The following is an 18,572-nucleotide window of genomic DNA, read 5'->3' as shown; positions in this document are numbered from 1 at the left end:
TAAGCAAGTTATACTATTTTTGCTTTTTCTTATTTATTTAGTCAAGAGCATCTCTGAGAAGTAGAAGTTGGTGTTGTTGTCACATTTGTTACATCTGTTGAAGGCTGCTGTAAAACCTTGACTGATTCAGAGCTCTTTTGTTGCAATTGCGTTACTAACGCTTCATATAAAGATTTTGGTTCACGTCTCTTACCTATTTTGACTTCTTTATTTGCACGCAACTGCTCTGCAGTAACACCGTTGCCTTCAAGGAGAGTTACACCATTATTACCATCAATGTTAACTTTAATTTTGCATTCTCTTCCATCAACATACCACTTTAAAGTCATTTCATATAACCCACTAATTATTTCATAAACTCTTTCCTCATTATCACTATCATTATTAATATAGCAACATGCCCCTCTCTTTTTTTCTTGATTAGGATGACAAAATGTAATTGTTCTTACACCATACTCTTTACATATACTACCGCCTAGAAGTTTAGCTATATCTACTCCTTCTTTATTGGCATGTAGCACAACTCTCACGGTGGGGTAAACAATATTACCTTCCCTTTTGCCTTCTTTTATCATTATGGACTCTATGGTATATACCTTCGATATCTCTGCCTTAATTTGGTCAGCAATCTTGCCTACAATCTCTTTACCATGATAGTGATACCAACTCCACTTACTAGACGAACAAATAAGGAATATTACAAACTTGTTTAACCGTAGCAGGGGAAAGACTAACAATAAAATTACATAAAACATCTTCAAGTAGACCGATAGTATCATAGATTTTGTTGCGTAAAATGTTCTGTTTTATATATTGCCAAAACCTCTCTACTGGGTTCAGTTCTCACTTTTACCCACAATTTTGAGAGGTCATGATGTGAAGCATAACTATGCTCTCCTTAAGATTTTCATAGCCCCGCCATAGAGTCATAGCCCCTGGTAAATTATCACTTTTTCTATTCATAAATCCACCTAATTTTCCTAACCAAATAATAGCTTGTTTTATGTTTGGAGGTTCTTCTGGCAATGTAGCTACTTTATGCTCACGTATGAAAAGGGCCTTCCACTCTTCGTTGCTTAAAATTTTAGTACAGGTTTCCATGGGATTTGATAAAGCGACTTTTGTTAAATATAAAATTTTAAATGCAATAATGCTCTTTATAGCAATTAATTTCTGTAGCCTTTCCTTTGTAGTTAAACGAGAGCTTTCTATTTTACATCCTGATTTTAAAACCCTGAAATACTCCTCAATTTTCCATCTTAGCTTATACCAATTTATCCTTTCTATAGCATCTAAAGTGCTATTAACTGGTACATTAGTCAGCAAAGTCCAATCAATAGCTTCCAATCCTTCAGGAGGATTTGTTTCTTTTGCACTTACCACATATACAGGGATTTTATCACTTATTTTATGCACTGTGTCTTTTGATCCATAAATTGAAGAAGATCTGATAGGTATATAGCCTTTCATATACTTAACTTCAATATTAGCTTTCCTTGATCTTTGGTTTCCACCTTTATTAACTTCTAGAGAAATTTTCTTCTTTACTGGCAGTTGAGTGATGCGTGTTTGCAAATCTGTTTTTCCAATTTCAGTACAGATAAATCTTCTATTAGTTCGATTACGGATTACATAAAAACTACCTAATGTCTCAGTGATCCATAAAAATTTGAAGATATCTGCCTCTCTATCACCAAGGGTAACAAGTTGTACATTTGCAGGAAGGTTGTTTATGCTTTCTTTGAGAGCTGTTATCCACTTATAACTTTCTTTTTCTTCTATGGAGGTACGGTATTTCCTGTTTGCTTTTTCTTGTGACGTTTCTTTTTCCCTAATAGAACGTGCCCAACATTGTTGAGAAGATAGACCTAAAGGCAATCCGTCTTTGCTGACTATTAAGGCACTGTGCAACAGTAAACCCATTTTATGCTTCGTATAAGCTTTAGAAATACTACCTAGCCTCTTAGTTTTTATATGAGAGTCAAAATCCAAATAACTTGTATCTTGAACTGAAAAAACAAACTGATTTCCTTTCATTCTCTCCATAGTTTCTTTGTAATGGGAAGAATAAATTTCCTTATCCTTAAGCTTTTCATTGCTAAATAATCTGTATGCACCCTTAGCTTCTTTCCATCCACTACAGCTTTGATTAATTGATCCAGACGCCTTACCCTCTATACAATAGCCTGTTTTAATAAGTCTCTTATTAAGTCTTGTATCTCCTAAATTAACGTGTTTTAACTCTCTTTCCAGCCATTTATCCCCTAAGCCATCAGTATATTGCACATTTGTACTTACTTCACTCATTTTAATCCCAAATTTATTTGGTATCCATTTTACTCACTTTTTTATTTGTGGGTAAAAGTGAGGGTTCAGTTCAGGTGAGTATGGAGGTAAATAAATTATAGTAATATTTTCTGGAATTTTTAGACTTTTTGACTTATGCCAACTGGCACAATCCATGATAAGAAAGGCCTCTTTGTTTCCCAAGCTTTTCGACATCTGTTCTAAAAATATGTTCATACAGTCGGTATTTACATATGGAAAAAGTAAGCTACAGTCCTCTCCGCTCCTGTAATTTACTGCGCTGTAAAGATAGAAATTTTCCCTACCAATTTTTACTTTAATTTGTGTTCTTGATCCCTTTTTAAACCATCCGTGCCCAACTTTCGAGTGTGTTCCAAATCGCGATTCATCGAAGAAAAATATCTCCTTTTTTGGGTTCTTCTGTACAATTTTATTGAGATTTTTTTTTGTACTCTTCTTGCTTGTTTTTGTCTTGTTTATGGTGCACTGGACGTGGCGTGATGTAAGAAAACTTCATCTTTTGTACTTCACTGTGTACTGTAGATTTACTAATATTTAAAGCAAATTCTTTCTGGATTTTTAACCTTACTTCCTTGATAGTAATGTTTGGATTTTTCTCCACCCACATCTCGATTTGCTTGCGTTGACTCTGGTTTAATATACTTTTTTTTCGCCGTTCAGGTGGGACAAACAATCTTTCTACCCTTCCAAATTTTAAATGTTTTATCCATTCTTTCAGCGCAGTTCTTGAGATACACCATACCCTTGCTACCTCTGATATACTATATTTTTTCGCTGCAATTACAGCCTGTAATTTTTTTGAAACATATGCGTTATTTCTCACCTTTTTTAACATTTCTTTTGCCAAGTTTACAACTTTTTCATCTAATAATTTTGACCTTAGTGCCATTCTTAACCTCAATGATTATACCTGCTTGAGTATAACTTCATCACACATATTGTCTATTTGTTTGTTTTGTAACTGGAGTTGGTATGAGATTCTCCTTTCTTCGGAGAAAAAGGTTCTTTGTTTGTAGTATTAGTGTCTGGATCATTCTGTAACTTAAAGAATTTATCCCATTCTTCATCACTGTCTAATTTAATATATTCACGCTTGTTCTTGCCTGATACTGCATTCTGAATACTAGACGATCCTTCTGTTACAGTTGTATCAGAACTATTGCCTTTACCTTTTAGAAGAACAAGATGCTCTTCTGACCTTTCTTCCTTACTCAACTTTGAAGCTGCATCACCAAAAGAAGGTTTCTCTACTATATGCGTGTAAGAACTTTTAACTCTACTCTCATTATCAGGTACTGTAGTAGCCCAAAAAAGCTTTTTAATATAATCTAACATATGCTACCTCTTACCATTAACTAAATATCAGTATGCAAACTTTGCTATAACTAATCAATAACTAAATTTACTCCAAATAAAATAAGCTGATAAAAAGGTATAAATTGAGATTAGGTAAAGCTTTTGGTATAATATCTAGTTAATTTTGAATAGGCAGGTGATCTCATCTACAAAGACGTTTTTTATCTCATTTATTTTTGGGTTTATTCTCTTTCCCTATTTTATAAAACTTCTAAAAAAGATAAGTAAAGATGGACAACCAATCAGATCATATGGACCAGAAAGTCATTTAATAACAAAAAAGAATATACCACCTATGGGTGGAATAATAATACTAACTTCTGCTTTATTACCAATCCTGCTTTGGACTCAATTAACACCAGAAATTTCATTGCTGGTATTTATAACTCTATTTTTTGCTCTACTTGGATTTATTGATGACTATTTAAAATTGAAGACAAATCACCACCGAGGTTTAAGTGCAAAAACCAAAATACTTATTCAGTTTGTCGTTACTCTGGTCTGTATGTTTATACTTAAGCTACAATCTGCTGAAGGTTTTACAAAAATTTCTCTATTTAGAGAAGTAGCAATCGACCTTGGCTATCTATATCTTCCGTTTGCTGCATTTGTAATTGTCGGCTCTTCTAATGCTGTGAATCTTACAGATGGCCTAGATGGCCTTGCTGCAACTCAAGCCATTACTTCCTTTGCTTTTTTGGGGCTAATTGCATACATCACTCAGACAGATGTAAACATTACTTTATTCTGCATTGCATTTATAGGAGCTATTTTAAGTTTCTTGTGGTTTAACACACATCCAGCAAAAATATTTATGGGTGATGTTGGAAGCCTATCAATCGGTGCAGCTTTAGGACTCACTAGTGTTCTAATTAAAAAAGAAATGCTTTTTGCCGTTATTGGAATAATCTTTGTAATAGAGACTTTATCTGTGATTATTCAGGTATCATATTTTAAATATACAAAATTTAGATATGGAGCAGGAAGAAGAATTTTCCTTATGACACCAATACATCATCACTTTGAAAAGAAAGGGTGGTCAGAAAATACAATAGTTATAAAATTTTGGATAATTTCTATTGCTTGTTCGATTTTTGCTTTAACTTTCTTATTATAGGAATTATGAAATATCCAGACTTTTCATTAGAAAATACATTATCAGGAATTATAGCAGGAGTAGATGAAGTTGGAAGAGGTCCGCTTGCCGGTCCAGTGATATCTGCAGCTGTAATATTTACTGATAGAGATACGGTTATTGATGGAATAAACGACTCAAAAAAGCTAACCCCTAAGTGTAGGCAAGTTCTATACGAAAAAATAACGTCTGTTGCAAAATTTGGTATAGGAATGGCAAGCGTAGAAGAAATAAACTCATACAATATTTTGCAAGCAACAAAGCTTTCAATGAAACGTGCGTTGGCAAACTTGAATCTAGAACTAGATTATGTGCTAGTTGATGGTAATCAACCACCTGAAGTAAAATGGCAAGTAAAATCTATAGTGAATGGTGATAGCTTAAGTATATCAATCGCAGCTGCTTCAATCGTTGCAAAAGTTACAAGAGATCGGCTTATGGAAGAATTGCATAATAAACATCCTCAATATAATTGGTATAAAAATAAGGGATATGGAACAAAAGAACACCTCAGCGCTATTGGCCTTCATGGAATTACGAAGCACCATAGAAAGAATTTTGCACCTATAAGAATACTATAGCCTTTAATCACTTACCTTTTTTGAAAGGTATGTTTTCATTAAACAGGCAGACTGTGCTTGATCCGTTTCTTAAGGTAAATACCGAGCTTACTCTTTCAATTATCAGGTAGTCATCAACTGTACGAAAATTTATCAAGGATTCATATCCTGCAGAATCAACCATAAAAACTGCCGGGAAATCAGAGTTTATTTTATTAAATTGTAGATATGTAAATTTTCCGTCATCAAAAACCTTAATTGGTATTATTGATTGACTGCCTTTAACGTGCGAGATGGAATAGTTAAAATTCAAGCCTTTCTTTATAACCTCAATATCACTTATATCAGGGATAGTGGTATGACTAGCTTGCTCTAGAATATCACCGTTACTCGTTGAATAAATTTCATCACTGTTGAACAGTGGATAAAGAAACCTTACTTCATATGCTAACCTTGGATCATCTAGCCCGTTTGCTTCTTCAGCATGAAATTCGAAATAATAAACTCTTTTATTGGTAATTATAGTTGCATTAGTATCGGCAATATCATCTATAGGCTTAATAAATAATCTATTACCTTGAGGAAGGAGTTGCCAACCGGTTGCATCACCCATTGAAAGACTCTCTATTACCTCCCCTGGCTCAAACAATATGCTGGATTGATAACCATAAAAGCCCGTGTACTTATGTATAGCCTGTGGATTATAATTCATTACCTTTATGTGGTTATCACCAGCTATTGGTCTTGGTTCCTGTTTTGCAAGTGCATAACCACCACAAAAAAATAATAGTGCAACAAAGAGTACCCTAATCATAGTATCAAAATAAACTGATCTTCATTTTATCATTGATAGACATGCACTGCAACTGTTAAGCTATCCCAGTAGTAAGCGACAGAAAATGCAAGCTTCATAATAATTCATTACTGCAGGAAAAAGGGGAGTGTTAAATAAACTGTGTCAAACCTCCATTTTTTGTTTCTATTTTATTTTTACTTCTCGGTTTGACACAGTTTATTTAACACTCCCTGCAAAGAAATTAACTACAGATTTTATGTCTAGGTTACTCCACAAAATTTTTCCTTTCCTTATCCAAGATTCAAATTTATAGTATCGATTCCTTTTTATGAAATATGAAGCCATCTCAAGTTATAGTTAAGCCTATATTCAGTGAATTACTTTCACAAGTGCAATTGATTTTAGTGTTATACTGTTCTAACAGTAAAGAAGTCATATAGATAATAATGTCTTTTGTATCCAAACGAATATCATTTTTTTTTGTTAATTTGCTCACTAATAATGTACTTATTGATTTATGTTCATTTACTACTTTTATAGTGAGTAGTGTTTTATCTTCTGTTTTAGTCAGTAAAATAGACACTAATTCAATTTGTGCCACTGCACTGATTATAGTTATCACCATATTGGAAATTATCTTATTTATTTTTTCAATTAAGTTTTCTGTAGGACATTCACTTACTCTCCACTGAAGCTTTACTTTTTTTTTAATAAATAATTTTCTATATTGGATTTAGTCTTAACAAAGCTGCAATTATCTGATGAATGAGAATACGCTTGCTTCATAACTTTATATTTATATATTAAATCATCGGAGCTTTCTTTAAGCAATGACAATGCTTCGTTTTGCATATTAGGGTTGTTTTCTTCAAGCTCTTCCAATCCACCCACTATTCCTTGCATAGAACTAGCAAAATCATGAAGAATTCGTCCTGATAGGCACTCTGTTATTAACATTATGTTTTTATTCATTGGATAAAAGTATAAATGATTTAAGTTAACCCTATATTGGTAGGCATGTAGTAGTCAATTTAAGAGAAAGTTTCGTTGCGCTTTTTGTGTCAAAGCATTAATGTAGTATTAATAATTATAAGATTTATGAAGGCGTTATGAATACTTATGCTAAATCTGGAATAGACCTTAAACTATATAATGAACTAATAAAAAAAGTTAAACCTATTATTGAAAAGACTAAAGGAGAAGAAGTAATTAGTGAAGTAGGATCATTTTCTGCATTGTTTGACTTTTCTTCGCTGAGTAAGAAATACGACCATCCAGTACTTGTTTCCTCAACTGATGGAGTGGGCACAAAACTATTAATAGCTCAAGAGGTGAATAAGCATGATACTATAGGTATAGACTTAGTTGCAATGTGTGTAAATGATTTACTTGCACAAGGAGCAACACCTTTATTTTTCCTTGATTACTTTGCAACAGGCGTTTTAAACAAAAACGTTTTATTGTCTGTAATCCAGGGCATTGCAGAAGGATGCAAGGAATCTAAAATAGCATTAGTTGGTGGAGAAACTGCAGAAATGCCTGGAATGTATGGTAACAATCACTATGACCTTGCAGGGTTTGTGGTTGGTGTTGTTGATCGAAAGCAAATTCTTCCAAATTGTAGTATAATGAAAGCAGGTGACTGCGTAGTTGGTTTAGAATCAAATGGAATTCACTCAAATGGATTTTCTTTGGTGCGCCATATTTTTAAAAGCTTAGGTATAAATTATAATGATATATCTCCATGGAATAATAGATCTTGGGGTGAAATATTACTTAAGCCAACAAAGATATATGTTGATTCTTTGTTGCCTATTATGCCAAAGGTAAAAGGCATTGCGCATATAACAGGTGGCGGGTTAATAGACAATATTCCAAGAATTCTCTCAGGAAATTTATTTGTAGACATAAATATTAATTCTTGGAAATGGCCAGATATATTTTTATGGCTGAAAGAAGAAGGCAAAATAGAAAAGAGAGAAATGTTAAAAACATTTAATTGCGGCATAGGTATAGTACTGATTGTAGATCCCGATAATATGAAGGATGTGGAAAGCCATTTCCAAAAGCGTGGAGAAAAAATTGAGATTATTGGAAAACTTGATGAGGCATGTAACCCTCCACTTGATAGAGTAGTATTTAGTTAGTCTAACTTTACTAACAGTCTTGTTGCAACTTCTGAGTATGCTTCCTTTAAGTTTCCTAGATTTAAACGGAAAACATCTTTGTCTAGCTTTTTATGCGTATTTTTATCCCATAGCCTACAATTATCAGGGCTGATTTCATCGGCTAAAATGATTTTAGTGCTGTTGTTTATCAATTTGCCAAATTCTAACTTGAGATCAACTAAATATATATTTGCATTTGAAAATAGGTCGACTAAGATTTTGTTGACCTTTAAAGTTGTAGTTTTAACTTCTTCCATTTCTTTATGGGATAACCAACCAAAATATAGTATGTGATTTTCATTCACCATTGGGTCGGCTAGGTCATCATTTTTGTAAAAAAACTCGATTATAGGAGATGTAAGTGTCTCACCTTCTTTGATATTAAAACGTTTGCAAAAGCTGCCAGCTGCAATGTTTCTAACCACTATCTCAAGAGGTATTATCTTGAGTTTTTTGACTAGCTGTTCTCTTTCGTTTAGAGTGTTTATAAAGTGCGTGCTAATTCCTGCTTCTTCAAGCTTTTCCATGATAAAAGCACTAACATGATTATTAATTATTCCTTTGCCCTCAATAATTTCATATTTTTCCTTGTTGAACGCTGTAACATCATCTTTAAAGTACTGTATAACAGTTGATGAGTCTTCAGTTTCAATAATGACTTTGGCTTTACCTTCGTATATCGTTTTATTCAGTGACATATTTAATTTAACTATGTATCATATCAATTTACTGTTCTTAGAGTATAGCCCCAAATAACTTAAAATAAACCTTAATGGCGTTCAATGTTACAATATTAACCATATTTCCAGAAATGTTCCCCGGATTTTTGAACTATTCTCTTGCTGGAAGAGCGTTGGAAAAAAAAATATGGAATCTTGAAATAGTAAATATTCGTTCTTTTGCTAAAGATAAACATTCAACTATAGATGATGTTCCATATGGAGGTGGAGCAGGGATGGTTATGCGCCCAGATGTGATTGGTAATGCAGTTGATAATGTGCTTTCTGCTCATAAAAATACTAGATTTATTTATATGACTCCATCTGGTACAAAATTTAATCAGAGCATTGCAAAGGAGCTAACAGAAATTCCTCATGTAACAATATTGTGTGGTCGATTTGAAGGTGTTGACCAAAGAGTAATTGATGTGTATACTCCTTATGAGTTAAGTATTGGAGATTATATACTTTCGGGAGGTGAGCCAGCTGCAATGGTGGTTCTTGATGCATGTATTAGGCTTCTTCCAGGTGTAGTAAATAATTTCGATAGCGTTGCTGAAGAAAGTTTTAGTTATAGTGGTGGTATGCTTGAATATCCTCAATATACTAGGCCTGAGCAGTGGAGTAGGTACAAAGTTCCTAAGGTTCTGTTGTCTGGCAATCACAGAAAAATAAGTGATTGGAGAAGGGAACAGTCATATGTTAGAACAAAGGAACGTCGACCTGAATTGTTGAATGGAGATGATAAATGACAAACTTACTTGAAAAATTTAACGAACAACAAATACAAAGGTTAGCCAAAGAGATGCCAGCTTTTTGTCCTGGCGATGATTTGAAGGTCACTTTTAAGGTAGTTGATAGTACGGGTGAGCGTATACAGATATTTGAGGGCGTATGTATATCAAAAAGAAATCGTGGATTACACTCTTCTTTTTCAGTTAGAAAGGTAAGTCATGGAGAAAGTATAGTATCACAATTTTTTGTTTACTCTCCTGCATTAATTTCAGTACAAGTGATGAGAAAGGGAAAGGTCCGTAGAGCAAAATTATATTATCTGTGCAAGCTATTTGGGAAAGCTGCAAGGATCAAAGAACGTACTACTTATGTTAAAAAAAAATCTAAGTAGATACAATAGGGAGTGATGTCAATTGTATCATCTCAAAACTCTCTCTTATTATCCCAGTGTGTGGCGCACAACTGTACTTTGCCTCCTGCTGTGGTGTCATCCCAATGTTTGACACTGGGATCCAGATTCTCCTTTTGGTTTGTGCTTTCATGGAAAATATAAAAATTATTTGCAGGCAAAGCCTGTTAGATCTCAGTGTCAAGCACTGGAAAAAGGGGAAAGTCTTTTCAAATCCTCATGTAAAGAAAAGTAAATGGGTATAATAAAGAAAAACTTCCTTAAGTTACTTCAATCTAAGCGCGTACATGCTCGTGTAAAAAGAAAAAATAAAAAGAACAGCATTTTATGCTTTTGCTCTTTTACAGCACTGATTGTCTCAATTGGGTGTCCTATATGTATATTACTAAGTATATTAGTTAACTCTTACAGTGCTTTAACAGTAACGAAAATTTTATTGCCAGTTGAAATAAATGCTGATCTTATTTTAACTAATAATCCTGGTGATTTACGATATAAGTCCATTAGACTACTCAATAACTCTTTACATAAAGTGTTTGAAGGAATTGACTTTAAAGACAGTGACGAAATTTTAAGTCGTAACTCTTACAAGGAGCTAGAGAGGTTTTTTCTTAAGAGAGTAAAAAATAGTGGTGAATATGAGATTTGGTTTACCGCATCGAGTGTGATCAATTCACTATATAAAAATAAATGTTTGAATGATCATTATGCTAAATTACTTGATTGGTTAAAAGAGAAGGGAAGAGTAAGAAAATTTTTTAATAAGTCTCTGTTTCTTAAGTCTGATTCTTGTGAGCCTGAGAATGCAGGGATTTTAGGGGCATTTATCGGTTCATTAATGACAATTATAGTATGCTTAGCGTTGGCATTGCCAATAGGAATTATGTCAGGTATCTGTCTTTATGAATTTATGCCTAGAAATAGGCTAATAACCAGTATTGTAGAAATTAGCATGAATAACCTTGCTGCAGTGCCTTCGATAATATTTGGTGTGGTAGGACTGACTCTCTACTTGGGCATATTTGGTTTACCCCGTTCTTCACCGCTTGTTGGCGGGATGACTCTTTCATTTATGATGCTGCCTAATATTATTATTGCAACAAAAAATGCCTTTACAAACGTTCCTATTGCAATAAAAGATGCAGCGTTTGCGCTAGGTGCACCTCACATCAAGGTGATATTGGATCACTCTTTACCGATTGCGTTGCCACGGATAATACATGGTGCAGTGCTTGCAATTGCAAGGATTTTAGGCGAATCTTCCCCTTTACTTATGATAGGCATGGTAGCATTTATTGCTGATACACCTACATCCTTATTCGATCCGGCAACTGTTTTACCTGTACAAATATACATATGGTCAAGTAGTCCTGAAATTGCATTTATTGAGCTTGCTGCCATTGCAATTATAGCTTTATTGTTAATGCTATTTGCTTTGAATTTAATAGCAAATTTTGTAAAAAGAAAGTTCGAGTTTTTTGATTCATGAAAATTACAATCCTATCTGGTTATGGCTTAAATTGCGAAAAAGAAACTGCATTTGCATTTATGGAATGCAGCAGAAAGCTTGGTATTAATAATATTGAAGTAAAAATCGTTCACATTAATGATATTATAGATAATCCAAGTGAACTGAAATTAAGCAATATACTTGCAATTCCAGGAGGTTTTTCCTATGGTGATGATACTGGTGCTGGTAATGCATTTGCTTTGCGTATAAAAAACAACTTGTTAGACGAATTTCAAAATTTCTTATCTCAGGATAAGCTTATTATAGGGATATGTAATGGTTGCCAGATATTAGTAAAATTAGTTCCAGAATTCTCTAATCTAGCTTTAACCTCTAATGATATAGGTAATTACCAATGTCGTTGGATTAGAGTGAGAGTTAATCCGCAGAGTAGTTCTGTTTGGCTACGGGGCCTGAGTGAGCTATATCTTCCTGTTGCTCATGGAGAAGGCAGGTTTTTTATGGATCAAGATATTTTAAATCAATTGATTGAAAATAATTCCGTTGCACTGCGTTACGTTGATGAAAATGGTGACTATGCAAATTTACAATTTCCTTACAATCCAAACGGATCTATATACGACCTGGCAGCTTTGTCAGACAAAAGTGGTAGAGTTTTAGCTTTAATGCCTCACCCAGAGAGAGGAATATTTTTTACTCAGCAGGACAACTGGCCTCTTGAAAAAGAAAAATGTAAACGTTCAGGAGTGGCTATGCCAAAATATGGTGATGGAATGCTCATATTTGAGAATGCACTAAAATATTTTGCGTAAGTATTACAATACGTTACATACAACAAGTTTTTAACCATAAAAAGTTACTTTCCTTGTTATGACAATAAATCCTTATTTTTGATCTGCAGAGTAGCTTTCTCTAACGTTAGGGATATAATTGTTCCACTTTCCAATTGCTTTTCTCAACAAGAGTATATCTAAATCTAGTGTGTCTCCTATATTCACCTTCTTGCCAAAATTCAATTACCTTTGGAATTACGCAAAATCCCACCCAAAAGTCAGGACGAGAAACTTGTATATTGTGAAATTCTTTCTCTTTCAATTCTATAGCCTGCTCAAAATCTTGCCAATTTTTCAGAACTCTTGATTGTTTTGAGCACCACGCGCTAATTTGACTATCACGTGCTCGAGAGGAGAAATATTCGTCAGCCTTTTTGCCGCTTAGAAGCCTAACTTCTCCTTCAATTCGTACTTGTCTAGAAAATTCTGTCCAATGAAATACGAGTGCAGCTTTGGGGTTCTCAGTCAATTCTTTTCCTTTTCTACTGTTTACGTTAGTAAAGAACACAAAACCTTCTTTACTATATTCCTTTAGTAATACCACTCTTGCAGATGGAATGCAGTCTTTGCTACACGTTGCTAGCGTCATTGCAGTTGACTCTTTACACGGAAAATTAAGTACTTCTTGATACCACTTTGAGAACAAATCAAAAGGATCTTTTTCAGGTAAGAGTGTCATATGCAAAAATAAAATTTAATTCTGACATGCATTGCAAAAATAAGTGCTACGACCATTTTGTCGTATAAGTGTTATGATATTGTTGCAGATTCTGCAAGGTTTTTGCACTTTACCATATACGTAAAAGTTATTTTGAAAGTATCCAGCAGATCCAGATGGTTGTGCATAATCTTTCAGTGTTGAACCACCAGCAGCAATTGCATCACTCAGAGTATTTTTTATTTCGATAGCAAGTTTTTCGCACTCTATATATGTTAAATCTTGTGCTAGCCTAAGTGGTGATATGCGAGCTCTAAATAAGCTCTCAGAAGCATATATGTTACCTACGCCAACTATTAGCTTATTATTCATTAATACTGATTTGATATTTGCTTTTCTGTTCTTTAGCAACTTCTGTAAATAATTTCCGTCAAATTCATCTGTGAGGGGTTCTATTCCTAGGTTATTAAAAAAATTTAGTTCTTGCTCTCTGTTTAAAACAATCACTAATCCAAACCTTCTTGGGTCATTAAAGATTAGTGAAGTGTTGTCAGAAAATAAGAATATCACATGATCATGTTTGTTCTGTGCTTGATTGTCTTCAGCATATATAAGCTTTCCGCTCATGCCAAGATGTATGATGACAGCCATACTAGCATCTATATTCGAGATTATATATTTACCTCTACGCTTGATATCATTTATAACTTTGCCCTTTAGCAAATCATCAATATTCTTCGTTATTGGTACACGCAAATTACAATTATTGACTGTCACATTGCTTATTTTCTTATTTTTGATTTTATCAAATAAGAAATTAGAGATGACTTCCACTTCTGGGAGTTCTGGCATCTTGTCTACTCTGTTGCTGTTTTTTTCTTTTTAGAATATTTTGCTTTAAAGCTTTTGCCAATCTTTTTCTCTCTTCTTCTTTTTCCTTATTTTTTTTCATGTTATTCATTATCATAATACGTGAACTTGCCGTTGTAGCTCAGGTGGTAGAGTACGTCATTGGTAATGACGAGGTCCCAAGTTCGAATCTTGGTAACGGCAGTTTAGAGGACGATATTCATAAAGTCAATCCTCTAGATGCTAATTAGATTATAGAAAAACGTCTAGTAAATACCTTTTATACACTACCATTAAGCTGCTTTTTCAGTATCACTATTCAATAATACCTGCCGTAATTTTTCTTTAGAAAATCCATGCATTAAAAGAAATTGTATAATCCTTTGCCAAAAATCCCTCACAATATACTGAAGGATTATTAAAACTTACGTTGGCAGGGTTAAACCTGTTACCATAACTTCCCCCACCACAAATATTTTCATAACAACACTGCTTACAATCATCAGGCCTATTTTCCATATCACTCAAAAAGTTGTTAAAAAATTTATCTGATAAGAACTTAGCCCAACTAGTATTGCTGATGTTATATTCAACAAACTTATGAGGGACACATGTTCTCAAATCATCTAGTGGGCCGAGATTACCATTATTGGAAACACATATTAACGGTAATACAAAAGGACTTCTTTTGCCAAATCCTTCAACTCTTGAATAATTACCGTAAAATAGCTCTAATGAAAAGTTATATAGAAATTTCTCTATCCTTTTTATGATAGTTCTCAGTCAGGTCTTCTTTTATCTTATCTGCCCAGCATATATTACCATGCCCTCCACCATCTCTATCAAACTGACAATGGCTATTGTGATTATTTCTACCATGAAAATTATCTGAAAGCTTTTCTATTCTTTTAAGTATGACACTACTACTAACTTGACCGATATTAGCGCTAAGACGCTCTAATAATAAATCCACTTGTTTTTCTTTATTGTTTACCATAATTACTTTGCTTTAAAATAGCGAAGTCTAGCTTTACTATAGCTTTCGTCAAGCATTTATTTGAGCTATTTATATATTGGAGTGCTACTCGTTATTTTGTTGGCTTTCAAATGTATAACTTTCGGTATCTTGTTTTCAAGGACTTTTAACTTAATATTACCACTATTAAAGTCAATACTATAACACTTTAGTTCTTGACCATCCTTGAGTCCCATATTATGGCAATCACCACCTAATTTAACCCCACGTATCTTTTGTAGCTCTAGACTTCTGGTTAAGTTAAAGCATATATCACTATACTTATCAGTATCTTGGAAAGTTAAATTTTTATTTAGTAATCTGCTGGGTAGTAATTTGAGAAGTATGCTAGAATCTCTTATAGAGGCTATGATGTCTTTTATAAGGTACTCTGGTAAGTAATGTTTTAAATGACTTGCAAATAAGTCAACATTAAAATTAACTTGCTTTGAAGTCGTTTCATTTATTATTCTATTTATAGCATTCAATAAGTTATATTCTCCATTACTAACCTCATTTAATTTCTCATCAATTATCATTGCAAGAATAAAACCTTTGTTATAGCTCAACATGCTTATGTTTTGATCAAGTAAATGTTTTTTGCCTACCTTTTCAAAATTAATATCAAGTACCAAGTAGTTAAAATATTCTTTTAAAATAGTATTAATTATTTCTAAATATTCATCTTTATTAATAAGTTTCGTGTCAAGTAAGGTTTTCACTCCATAAAATTCCGTAAATCCTTCAAAAAACCACTTATATTTTGTTTCATTTTTCTTATCGTTGTCTTGCTCTATTATATGTCCTATATATCTGTGAATTAATTCATGTGATATCACTCTAGTATAATCTTTGATATTTTTTTTAAGCTTCCCTCAATAATTACATAGTCCTTTCCTGCAGCACCTGTAGTTCTACTAAGATTGGGATTATCAACAAGTACTATATTATACGGCTTACTTTCTAGTATGAATAAGTTATCTTGAGCTAAGATAATTTTATTAATAATATTTACAAGACTGATACTATTATGAGCATTGGTATAAAGCTTATTTCTTTTATCAAGATCAAAACTTCTAAAATTGTCAGTTCTAATAATTTTTTCTATATTATCAAAAGGTTTTCTAAAAGGTAAAAAATCAGGTAAGTTTTTTAAATGTGATGAAGAGTTATCTAAAGCAATAGCAGAATGCATATACTGAATGTATATAAGGAAAAAACAAATAATATAATTTAATAGACTGTGTACATTTTTAAGCTTAATGTTTGCCATAAATAAAACAGGACATTGAAGAAGTGTAAGTAATTACGATTAAGCAAATATAATTTATTGCTAAGTAGGTGATAAGGATAATTTTAATTATCTCTTTAAAACTTTACTCTTCCCATATTATTGAACACCTTATAATAAAGGCTGAGAAAAAAATTATAAAGGATCCATATTCTTATCATCATATATAAGCATTGCTACTATAGTAATAACACTAAGAATAACTATAAGTTTCTTTGAATGATAGTTGAAGCTTGATTGAAATTTTGAGGCTATAAAAACCGCAGGTACCAGTTGGTTTTTATTAGCTAAAGTAAAGGTCAAGTATCTGGAATTCTGAACATAAAATCCCCCTGTGAAAAAAAGATTAGAAAAAAATGCAGTGCACATACGACAGAAATTAAGTATGTGTGTATGCACCCACATACGCTGAAGAGGATACGCTACATTTTTTTATGAGTTTGATTGTTTAATAAAAAAAAGTCTGCAGACAAAGATAAATTTTTGAGCTCTAAAAGTATCTCTAATTGTCATTATAATCAGATTTAGAATATGCGGAAGTAATTTTTTAGCTATAAGAATATATTATAGAAAAAAGGAACCCAAAAGTTAGCGTTATTGGTAATCCAACTTGGTGTAACGGCACTGTAGACCTTACAATAAAGACTGAGAGGAAAGTTACAAAGGAAGATTATCATGCTTCTTCCATATTCTTTCTACTTTCTTGTTTTTAAGTAGCTCTAATGCTTTGTGAAAGTGATGCCTTGTTTTACTTGGCACTATAATGTCATCAATGTATCCATGTGATGCAGCAAAAAATGGATTAGCAAATTTCTCTTTATATTCTTTGATTAACGTTTGCTGTTCTTTTTCATGCCTAAATATAATTTCAACTGCACTTTCAGGGCCCATTACAGCTATCTCAGCGGTTGGCCAAGCATAATTTATATCACCTTTTAAATGCTTTGAGTTCATAACAATATATGCACCACCATACGCTTTTCTAGTGATAAGGCTAATTTTCGGCACGGTCGCTTCAGCGTAAGCGTAAAGCAGTTTCGCTCCGTGTTGTATTATATTATTGTATTCTTGATTCGTGCCAGGTAAAAACCCTGGAACATCAATAAGTGTGATGATGGGAATGTTAAATGCGTCACAAAATCTTACAAACCTTGCAGCTTTTCTTGAAGAGTCAATATCCAAGCATCCTGCAAGGTGCATAGGTTGATTTGCAACAACACCAATAGTATTTCCTCCAATTCTGCCAAAGCCAATTATGATGTTACGAGCAAAATCGGGTTTTAGTTCAAAAAATTTCCTTTCATCACACACCTTTTCAATGAGTTCATACATATCATAAGGAGTATTAGGATTACTAGGAACTAGAGTGTTCAAAGATTCATCAACATCATCAATTAAGTCGCAGATTGGTACAGTTTTTGGCAACTCTTGATTATTTGCTGGCAAAAAGGTGAAGAATTTTCGCATTTCTAGTAGCATTTCAACTTCATTATTGAATGCAAAATCTGCTACTCCTGTTTTGCTCGTATGAATTTTTGCTCCACCGAGATCTTCGTGGCTTACGTTCTCGTATGTAACTTTTTTCACTACATCTGGTCCGGTTATAAACATGTATGAGCTATTTTTTACCATGAAAATAAAATCGGTTAGCGCTGGAGAGTAAACTGCACCGCCAGCACATGGGCCCATGATTAGAGAGATTTGTGGTATAACGCCTGATGCATTTACATTCCTTTGAAAAATTTCTCCGTAACCAGCAAGGGAATTTACTCCTTCTTGGATTCTGGCTCCACCAGAATCGTTTAGTCCGATAATTGGAATTCTGGCATTAATTGCCATATCCATAATTTTGCATATTTTTTTTGCATGTGATGCACCAAGTGATCCACCAAAGACAGTGAAATCCTGAGAATAAACAAAAACTTTTCTGCCATAAATAGTACCATGGCCAATTACAACTCCATCACCTAAAAAATCAGCATTTTGCATGCCAAAATCAGTTGCGTGATGCTTCACAAACTTATCATACTCTTGAAATGAATTTTCATCGAGCAATATACTCAGCCTTTCTCTAGCGGTTAGCTTTCCTTTTTCATGTTGCTTGTTAACTCTATCAGGACCTCCTCCTTTTTCGGCTTCTAATGTTTTAGTTTCTAGTATTTTAAAGTCCTGCATATCAAGAGGAGTAATTCTTCAATTAATTAAGTATACATTACTTTTTTGAAGTGTCTATTTTTGACCTAAACACT

Annotated in this window: 21 protein-coding genes, 1 tRNA gene and 2 pseudogenes; 8 read left to right on the top strand and 16 right to left on the bottom strand. The window is 33.4% G+C overall.

Features of this window, described 5'->3' with window-relative positions; all coding sequences use genetic code 11:
- Positions 1-41 precede the first annotated feature (41 nt).
- From ACE38P_RS06215 to ACE38P_RS06195, 5 genes and pseudogenes are all read right to left on the bottom strand, one after another.
- Positions 42-575 (bottom strand): hypothetical protein, encoded by a 534-nt coding sequence (locus ACE38P_RS06215; protein WP_374699708.1) that lies wholly within the window; start codon positions 573-575, stop codon positions 42-44.
- Positions 576-675: 100 nt separating this feature from the next.
- Positions 676-843 (bottom strand): annotated as a pseudogene (locus ACE38P_RS06210) (IS630 family transposase); the annotation flags it as partial.
- A 6-nt stretch (positions 844-849) separates the two neighbouring features.
- Positions 850-2,307, bottom strand: coding sequence for an IS4 family transposase (locus ACE38P_RS06205; RefSeq protein ID WP_374699293.1), 1,458 nt, complete (start codon positions 2,305-2,307; stop codon positions 850-852).
- Positions 2,308-2,367: 60 nt separating this feature from the next.
- Positions 2,368-3,217, bottom strand: a pseudogene (locus ACE38P_RS06200) (IS630 family transposase); the annotation flags it as partial.
- Between the two features lie 53 nt (positions 3,218-3,270).
- Positions 3,271-3,663 (bottom strand): hypothetical protein, encoded by a 393-nt coding sequence (locus ACE38P_RS06195; protein ID WP_374699707.1) that lies wholly within the window; start codon positions 3,661-3,663, stop codon positions 3,271-3,273.
- Positions 3,664-3,820: 157 nt separating this feature from the next.
- Here ACE38P_RS06195 and mraY point away from each other — a divergent pair, with 157 nt between their 5' ends.
- Positions 3,821-4,801 carry a phospho-N-acetylmuramoyl-pentapeptide-transferase gene (gene mraY / locus ACE38P_RS06190; protein ID WP_264375220.1) on the top strand — a complete coding sequence of 327 codons (981 nt, stop codon included), beginning with the start codon at positions 3,821-3,823 and terminating at the stop codon, positions 4,799-4,801.
- Positions 4,802-4,806: 5 nt separating this feature from the next.
- The gene (locus tag ACE38P_RS06185; RefSeq protein ID WP_007302272.1) at positions 4,807-5,400 is read left to right on the top strand and encodes a ribonuclease HII; all 594 of its coding nucleotides are present in this window, start codon (positions 4,807-4,809) and stop codon (positions 5,398-5,400) included.
- A gap of 7 nt (positions 5,401-5,407) precedes the next feature.
- Here ACE38P_RS06185 and virB9 read toward each other — a convergent pair whose 3' ends face one another.
- From virB9 to ACE38P_RS06170, 3 genes are all read right to left on the bottom strand, one after another.
- A complete protein-coding gene (gene virB9, locus ACE38P_RS06180; RefSeq protein ID WP_007302273.1) occupies positions 5,408-6,193 on the bottom strand; it encodes a P-type conjugative transfer protein VirB9 in 786 nt (261 codons plus the stop codon).
- A gap of 328 nt (positions 6,194-6,521) precedes the next feature.
- Positions 6,522-6,887: a histidine phosphotransferase family protein gene (locus tag ACE38P_RS06175; RefSeq protein WP_125855783.1), complete on the bottom strand. Its 366-nt coding sequence runs from the start codon at positions 6,885-6,887 to the stop codon at positions 6,522-6,524.
- A complete protein-coding gene (locus ACE38P_RS06170; RefSeq protein ID WP_012481935.1) occupies positions 6,872-7,147 on the bottom strand; it encodes a hypothetical protein in 276 nt (91 codons plus the stop codon). The genes ACE38P_RS06175 and ACE38P_RS06170 overlap by 16 nt, the downstream gene beginning before the upstream one ends.
- Positions 7,148-7,284: 137 nt before the next feature.
- Here ACE38P_RS06170 and purM point away from each other — a divergent pair, with 137 nt between their 5' ends.
- Positions 7,285-8,322, top strand: coding sequence for a phosphoribosylformylglycinamidine cyclo-ligase (purM, locus tag ACE38P_RS06165; protein ID WP_374699706.1), 1,038 nt, complete (start codon positions 7,285-7,287; stop codon positions 8,320-8,322).
- On the opposite strand, the gene purC is transcribed toward purM, so the two are convergent.
- The gene (purC, locus tag ACE38P_RS06160; RefSeq protein ID WP_374699705.1) at positions 8,319-9,041 is read right to left on the bottom strand and encodes a phosphoribosylaminoimidazolesuccinocarboxamide synthase; all 723 of its coding nucleotides are present in this window, start codon (positions 9,039-9,041) and stop codon (positions 8,319-8,321) included. The genes purM and purC overlap by 4 nt on opposite strands.
- Before the next feature lie 74 nt (positions 9,042-9,115).
- On the opposite strand from purC, the gene trmD reads away from it, so the two are divergent.
- From trmD to ACE38P_RS06140, 4 genes are all read left to right on the top strand, one after another.
- Positions 9,116-9,814, top strand: a complete 699-nt coding sequence (gene trmD / locus ACE38P_RS06155) for a tRNA (guanosine(37)-N1)-methyltransferase TrmD (protein ID WP_010403659.1) — start codon at positions 9,116-9,118, stop codon at positions 9,812-9,814.
- Positions 9,811-10,188 (top strand): 50S ribosomal protein L19, encoded by a 378-nt coding sequence (gene rplS / locus ACE38P_RS06150; protein ID WP_007302278.1) that lies wholly within the window; start codon positions 9,811-9,813, stop codon positions 10,186-10,188. Before trmD ends, rplS begins: the two co-directional genes overlap by 4 nt.
- Before the next feature lie 253 nt (positions 10,189-10,441).
- Entirely contained in the window at positions 10,442-11,695 is a 1,254-nt protein-coding gene (locus tag ACE38P_RS06145; protein WP_374699704.1) for a PstA family ABC transporter permease, read from the top strand.
- Positions 11,692-12,489 carry a phosphoribosylformylglycinamidine synthase subunit PurQ gene (locus ACE38P_RS06140; RefSeq protein WP_064085770.1) on the top strand — a complete coding sequence of 266 codons (798 nt, stop codon included), beginning with the start codon at positions 11,692-11,694 and terminating at the stop codon, positions 12,487-12,489. Before ACE38P_RS06145 ends, ACE38P_RS06140 begins: the two co-directional genes overlap by 4 nt.
- A 106-nt stretch (positions 12,490-12,595) precedes the next feature.
- Here ACE38P_RS06140 and pdxH read toward each other — a convergent pair whose 3' ends face one another.
- From pdxH to ACE38P_RS06125, 3 genes are read right to left on the bottom strand one after another with little or no spacing between them, the layout of a single operon-like run.
- Complete coding sequence (pdxH, locus tag ACE38P_RS06135) at positions 12,596-13,189, bottom strand: pyridoxamine 5'-phosphate oxidase (protein WP_264375999.1); 594 nt, start codon at positions 13,187-13,189, stop codon at positions 12,596-12,598.
- Positions 13,190-13,204: 15 nt separating this feature from the next.
- Positions 13,205-14,020 carry a bifunctional DNA-formamidopyrimidine glycosylase/DNA-(apurinic or apyrimidinic site) lyase gene (gene mutM, locus ACE38P_RS06130; protein ID WP_374699703.1) on the bottom strand — a complete coding sequence of 272 codons (816 nt, stop codon included), beginning with the start codon at positions 14,018-14,020 and terminating at the stop codon, positions 13,205-13,207.
- A complete protein-coding gene (locus ACE38P_RS06125; RefSeq protein WP_264685792.1) occupies positions 13,986-14,129 on the bottom strand; it encodes a hypothetical protein in 144 nt (47 codons plus the stop codon). Before ACE38P_RS06125 ends, mutM begins: the two co-directional genes overlap by 35 nt.
- Positions 14,130-14,148: 19 nt before the next feature.
- Between ACE38P_RS06125 and ACE38P_RS06120 the strand changes: the two genes are divergently transcribed.
- Positions 14,149-14,221: transfer RNA gene (locus ACE38P_RS06120), tRNA-Thr, on the top strand.
- A 538-nt stretch (positions 14,222-14,759) separates the two neighbouring features.
- On the opposite strand, the gene ACE38P_RS06115 is transcribed toward ACE38P_RS06120, so the two are convergent.
- The 4 genes from ACE38P_RS06115 to ACE38P_RS06100 form a co-directional block, all read right to left on the bottom strand.
- Positions 14,760-15,014: a hypothetical protein gene (locus tag ACE38P_RS06115; protein ID WP_374699702.1), complete on the bottom strand. Its 255-nt coding sequence runs from the start codon at positions 15,012-15,014 to the stop codon at positions 14,760-14,762.
- Between the two features lie 65 nt (positions 15,015-15,079).
- Positions 15,080-15,871, bottom strand: coding sequence for a peptidase M61 (locus ACE38P_RS06110; RefSeq protein WP_374699701.1), 792 nt, complete (start codon positions 15,869-15,871; stop codon positions 15,080-15,082).
- Positions 15,868-16,305 carry a hypothetical protein gene (locus ACE38P_RS06105; RefSeq protein WP_374699700.1) on the bottom strand — a complete coding sequence of 146 codons (438 nt, stop codon included), beginning with the start codon at positions 16,303-16,305 and terminating at the stop codon, positions 15,868-15,870. Before ACE38P_RS06105 ends, ACE38P_RS06110 begins: the two co-directional genes overlap by 4 nt.
- Before the next feature lie 675 nt (positions 16,306-16,980).
- Positions 16,981-18,498 (bottom strand): acyl-CoA carboxylase subunit beta, encoded by a 1,518-nt coding sequence (locus ACE38P_RS06100; RefSeq protein ID WP_374699699.1) that lies wholly within the window; start codon positions 18,496-18,498, stop codon positions 16,981-16,983.
- Positions 18,499-18,572: the final 74 nt, after the last annotated feature.

The sequence above is a fragment of the Wolbachia endosymbiont (group A) of Limnophora tigrina genome (assembly GCF_964263225.1).
Taxonomy (GTDB): domain Bacteria; phylum Pseudomonadota; class Alphaproteobacteria; order Rickettsiales; family Anaplasmataceae; genus Wolbachia.
This window is presented reverse-complemented; position numbering and strand designations above follow the sequence as displayed.

Coding starts and splice junctions, on each gene's coding strand:
- virB9 (WP_007302273.1), bottom strand. CDS start 6,193: ATGATTAGGGTACTCTTTGTTGCACTATTATTTTTTTGTGGTGGTTAT.
- ACE38P_RS06115 (WP_374699702.1), bottom strand. CDS start 15,014: ATGGTAAACAATAAAGAAAAACAAGTGGATTTATTATTAGAGCGTCTT.
- ACE38P_RS06100 (WP_374699699.1), bottom strand. CDS start 18,498: ATGCAGGACTTTAAAATACTAGAAACTAAAACATTAGAAGCCGAAAAA.
- purM (WP_374699706.1), top strand. CDS start 7,285: ATGAATACTTATGCTAAATCTGGAATAGACCTTAAACTATATAATGAA.
- purC (WP_374699705.1), bottom strand. CDS start 9,041: ATGTCACTGAATAAAACGATATACGAAGGTAAAGCCAAAGTCATTATT.
- pdxH (WP_264375999.1), bottom strand. CDS start 13,189: ATGACACTCTTACCTGAAAAAGATCCTTTTGATTTGTTCTCAAAGTGG.
- ACE38P_RS06215 (WP_374699708.1), bottom strand. CDS start 575: ATGATAAAAGAAGGCAAAAGGGAAGGTAATATTGTTTACCCCACCGTG.
- ACE38P_RS06145 (WP_374699704.1), top strand. CDS start 10,442: ATGGGTATAATAAAGAAAAACTTCCTTAAGTTACTTCAATCTAAGCGC.
- ACE38P_RS06140 (WP_064085770.1), top strand. CDS start 11,692: ATGAAAATTACAATCCTATCTGGTTATGGCTTAAATTGCGAAAAAGAA.
- ACE38P_RS06125 (WP_264685792.1), bottom strand. CDS start 14,129: ATGAATAACATGAAAAAAAATAAGGAAAAAGAAGAAGAGAGAAAAAGA.
- ACE38P_RS06170 (WP_012481935.1), bottom strand. CDS start 7,147: ATGAATAAAAACATAATGTTAATAACAGAGTGCCTATCAGGACGAATT.
- trmD (WP_010403659.1), top strand. CDS start 9,116: ATGGCGTTCAATGTTACAATATTAACCATATTTCCAGAAATGTTCCCC.
- ACE38P_RS06205 (WP_374699293.1), bottom strand. CDS start 2,307: ATGAGTGAAGTAAGTACAAATGTGCAATATACTGATGGCTTAGGGGAT.
- mutM (WP_374699703.1), bottom strand. CDS start 14,020: ATGCCAGAACTCCCAGAAGTGGAAGTCATCTCTAATTTCTTATTTGAT.
- ACE38P_RS06185 (WP_007302272.1), top strand. CDS start 4,807: ATGAAATATCCAGACTTTTCATTAGAAAATACATTATCAGGAATTATA.
- ACE38P_RS06105 (WP_374699700.1), bottom strand. CDS start 16,305: ATGGCAAACATTAAGCTTAAAAATGTACACAGTCTATTAAATTATATT.
- rplS (WP_007302278.1), top strand. CDS start 9,811: ATGACAAACTTACTTGAAAAATTTAACGAACAACAAATACAAAGGTTA.
- ACE38P_RS06195 (WP_374699707.1), bottom strand. CDS start 3,663: ATGTTAGATTATATTAAAAAGCTTTTTTGGGCTACTACAGTACCTGAT.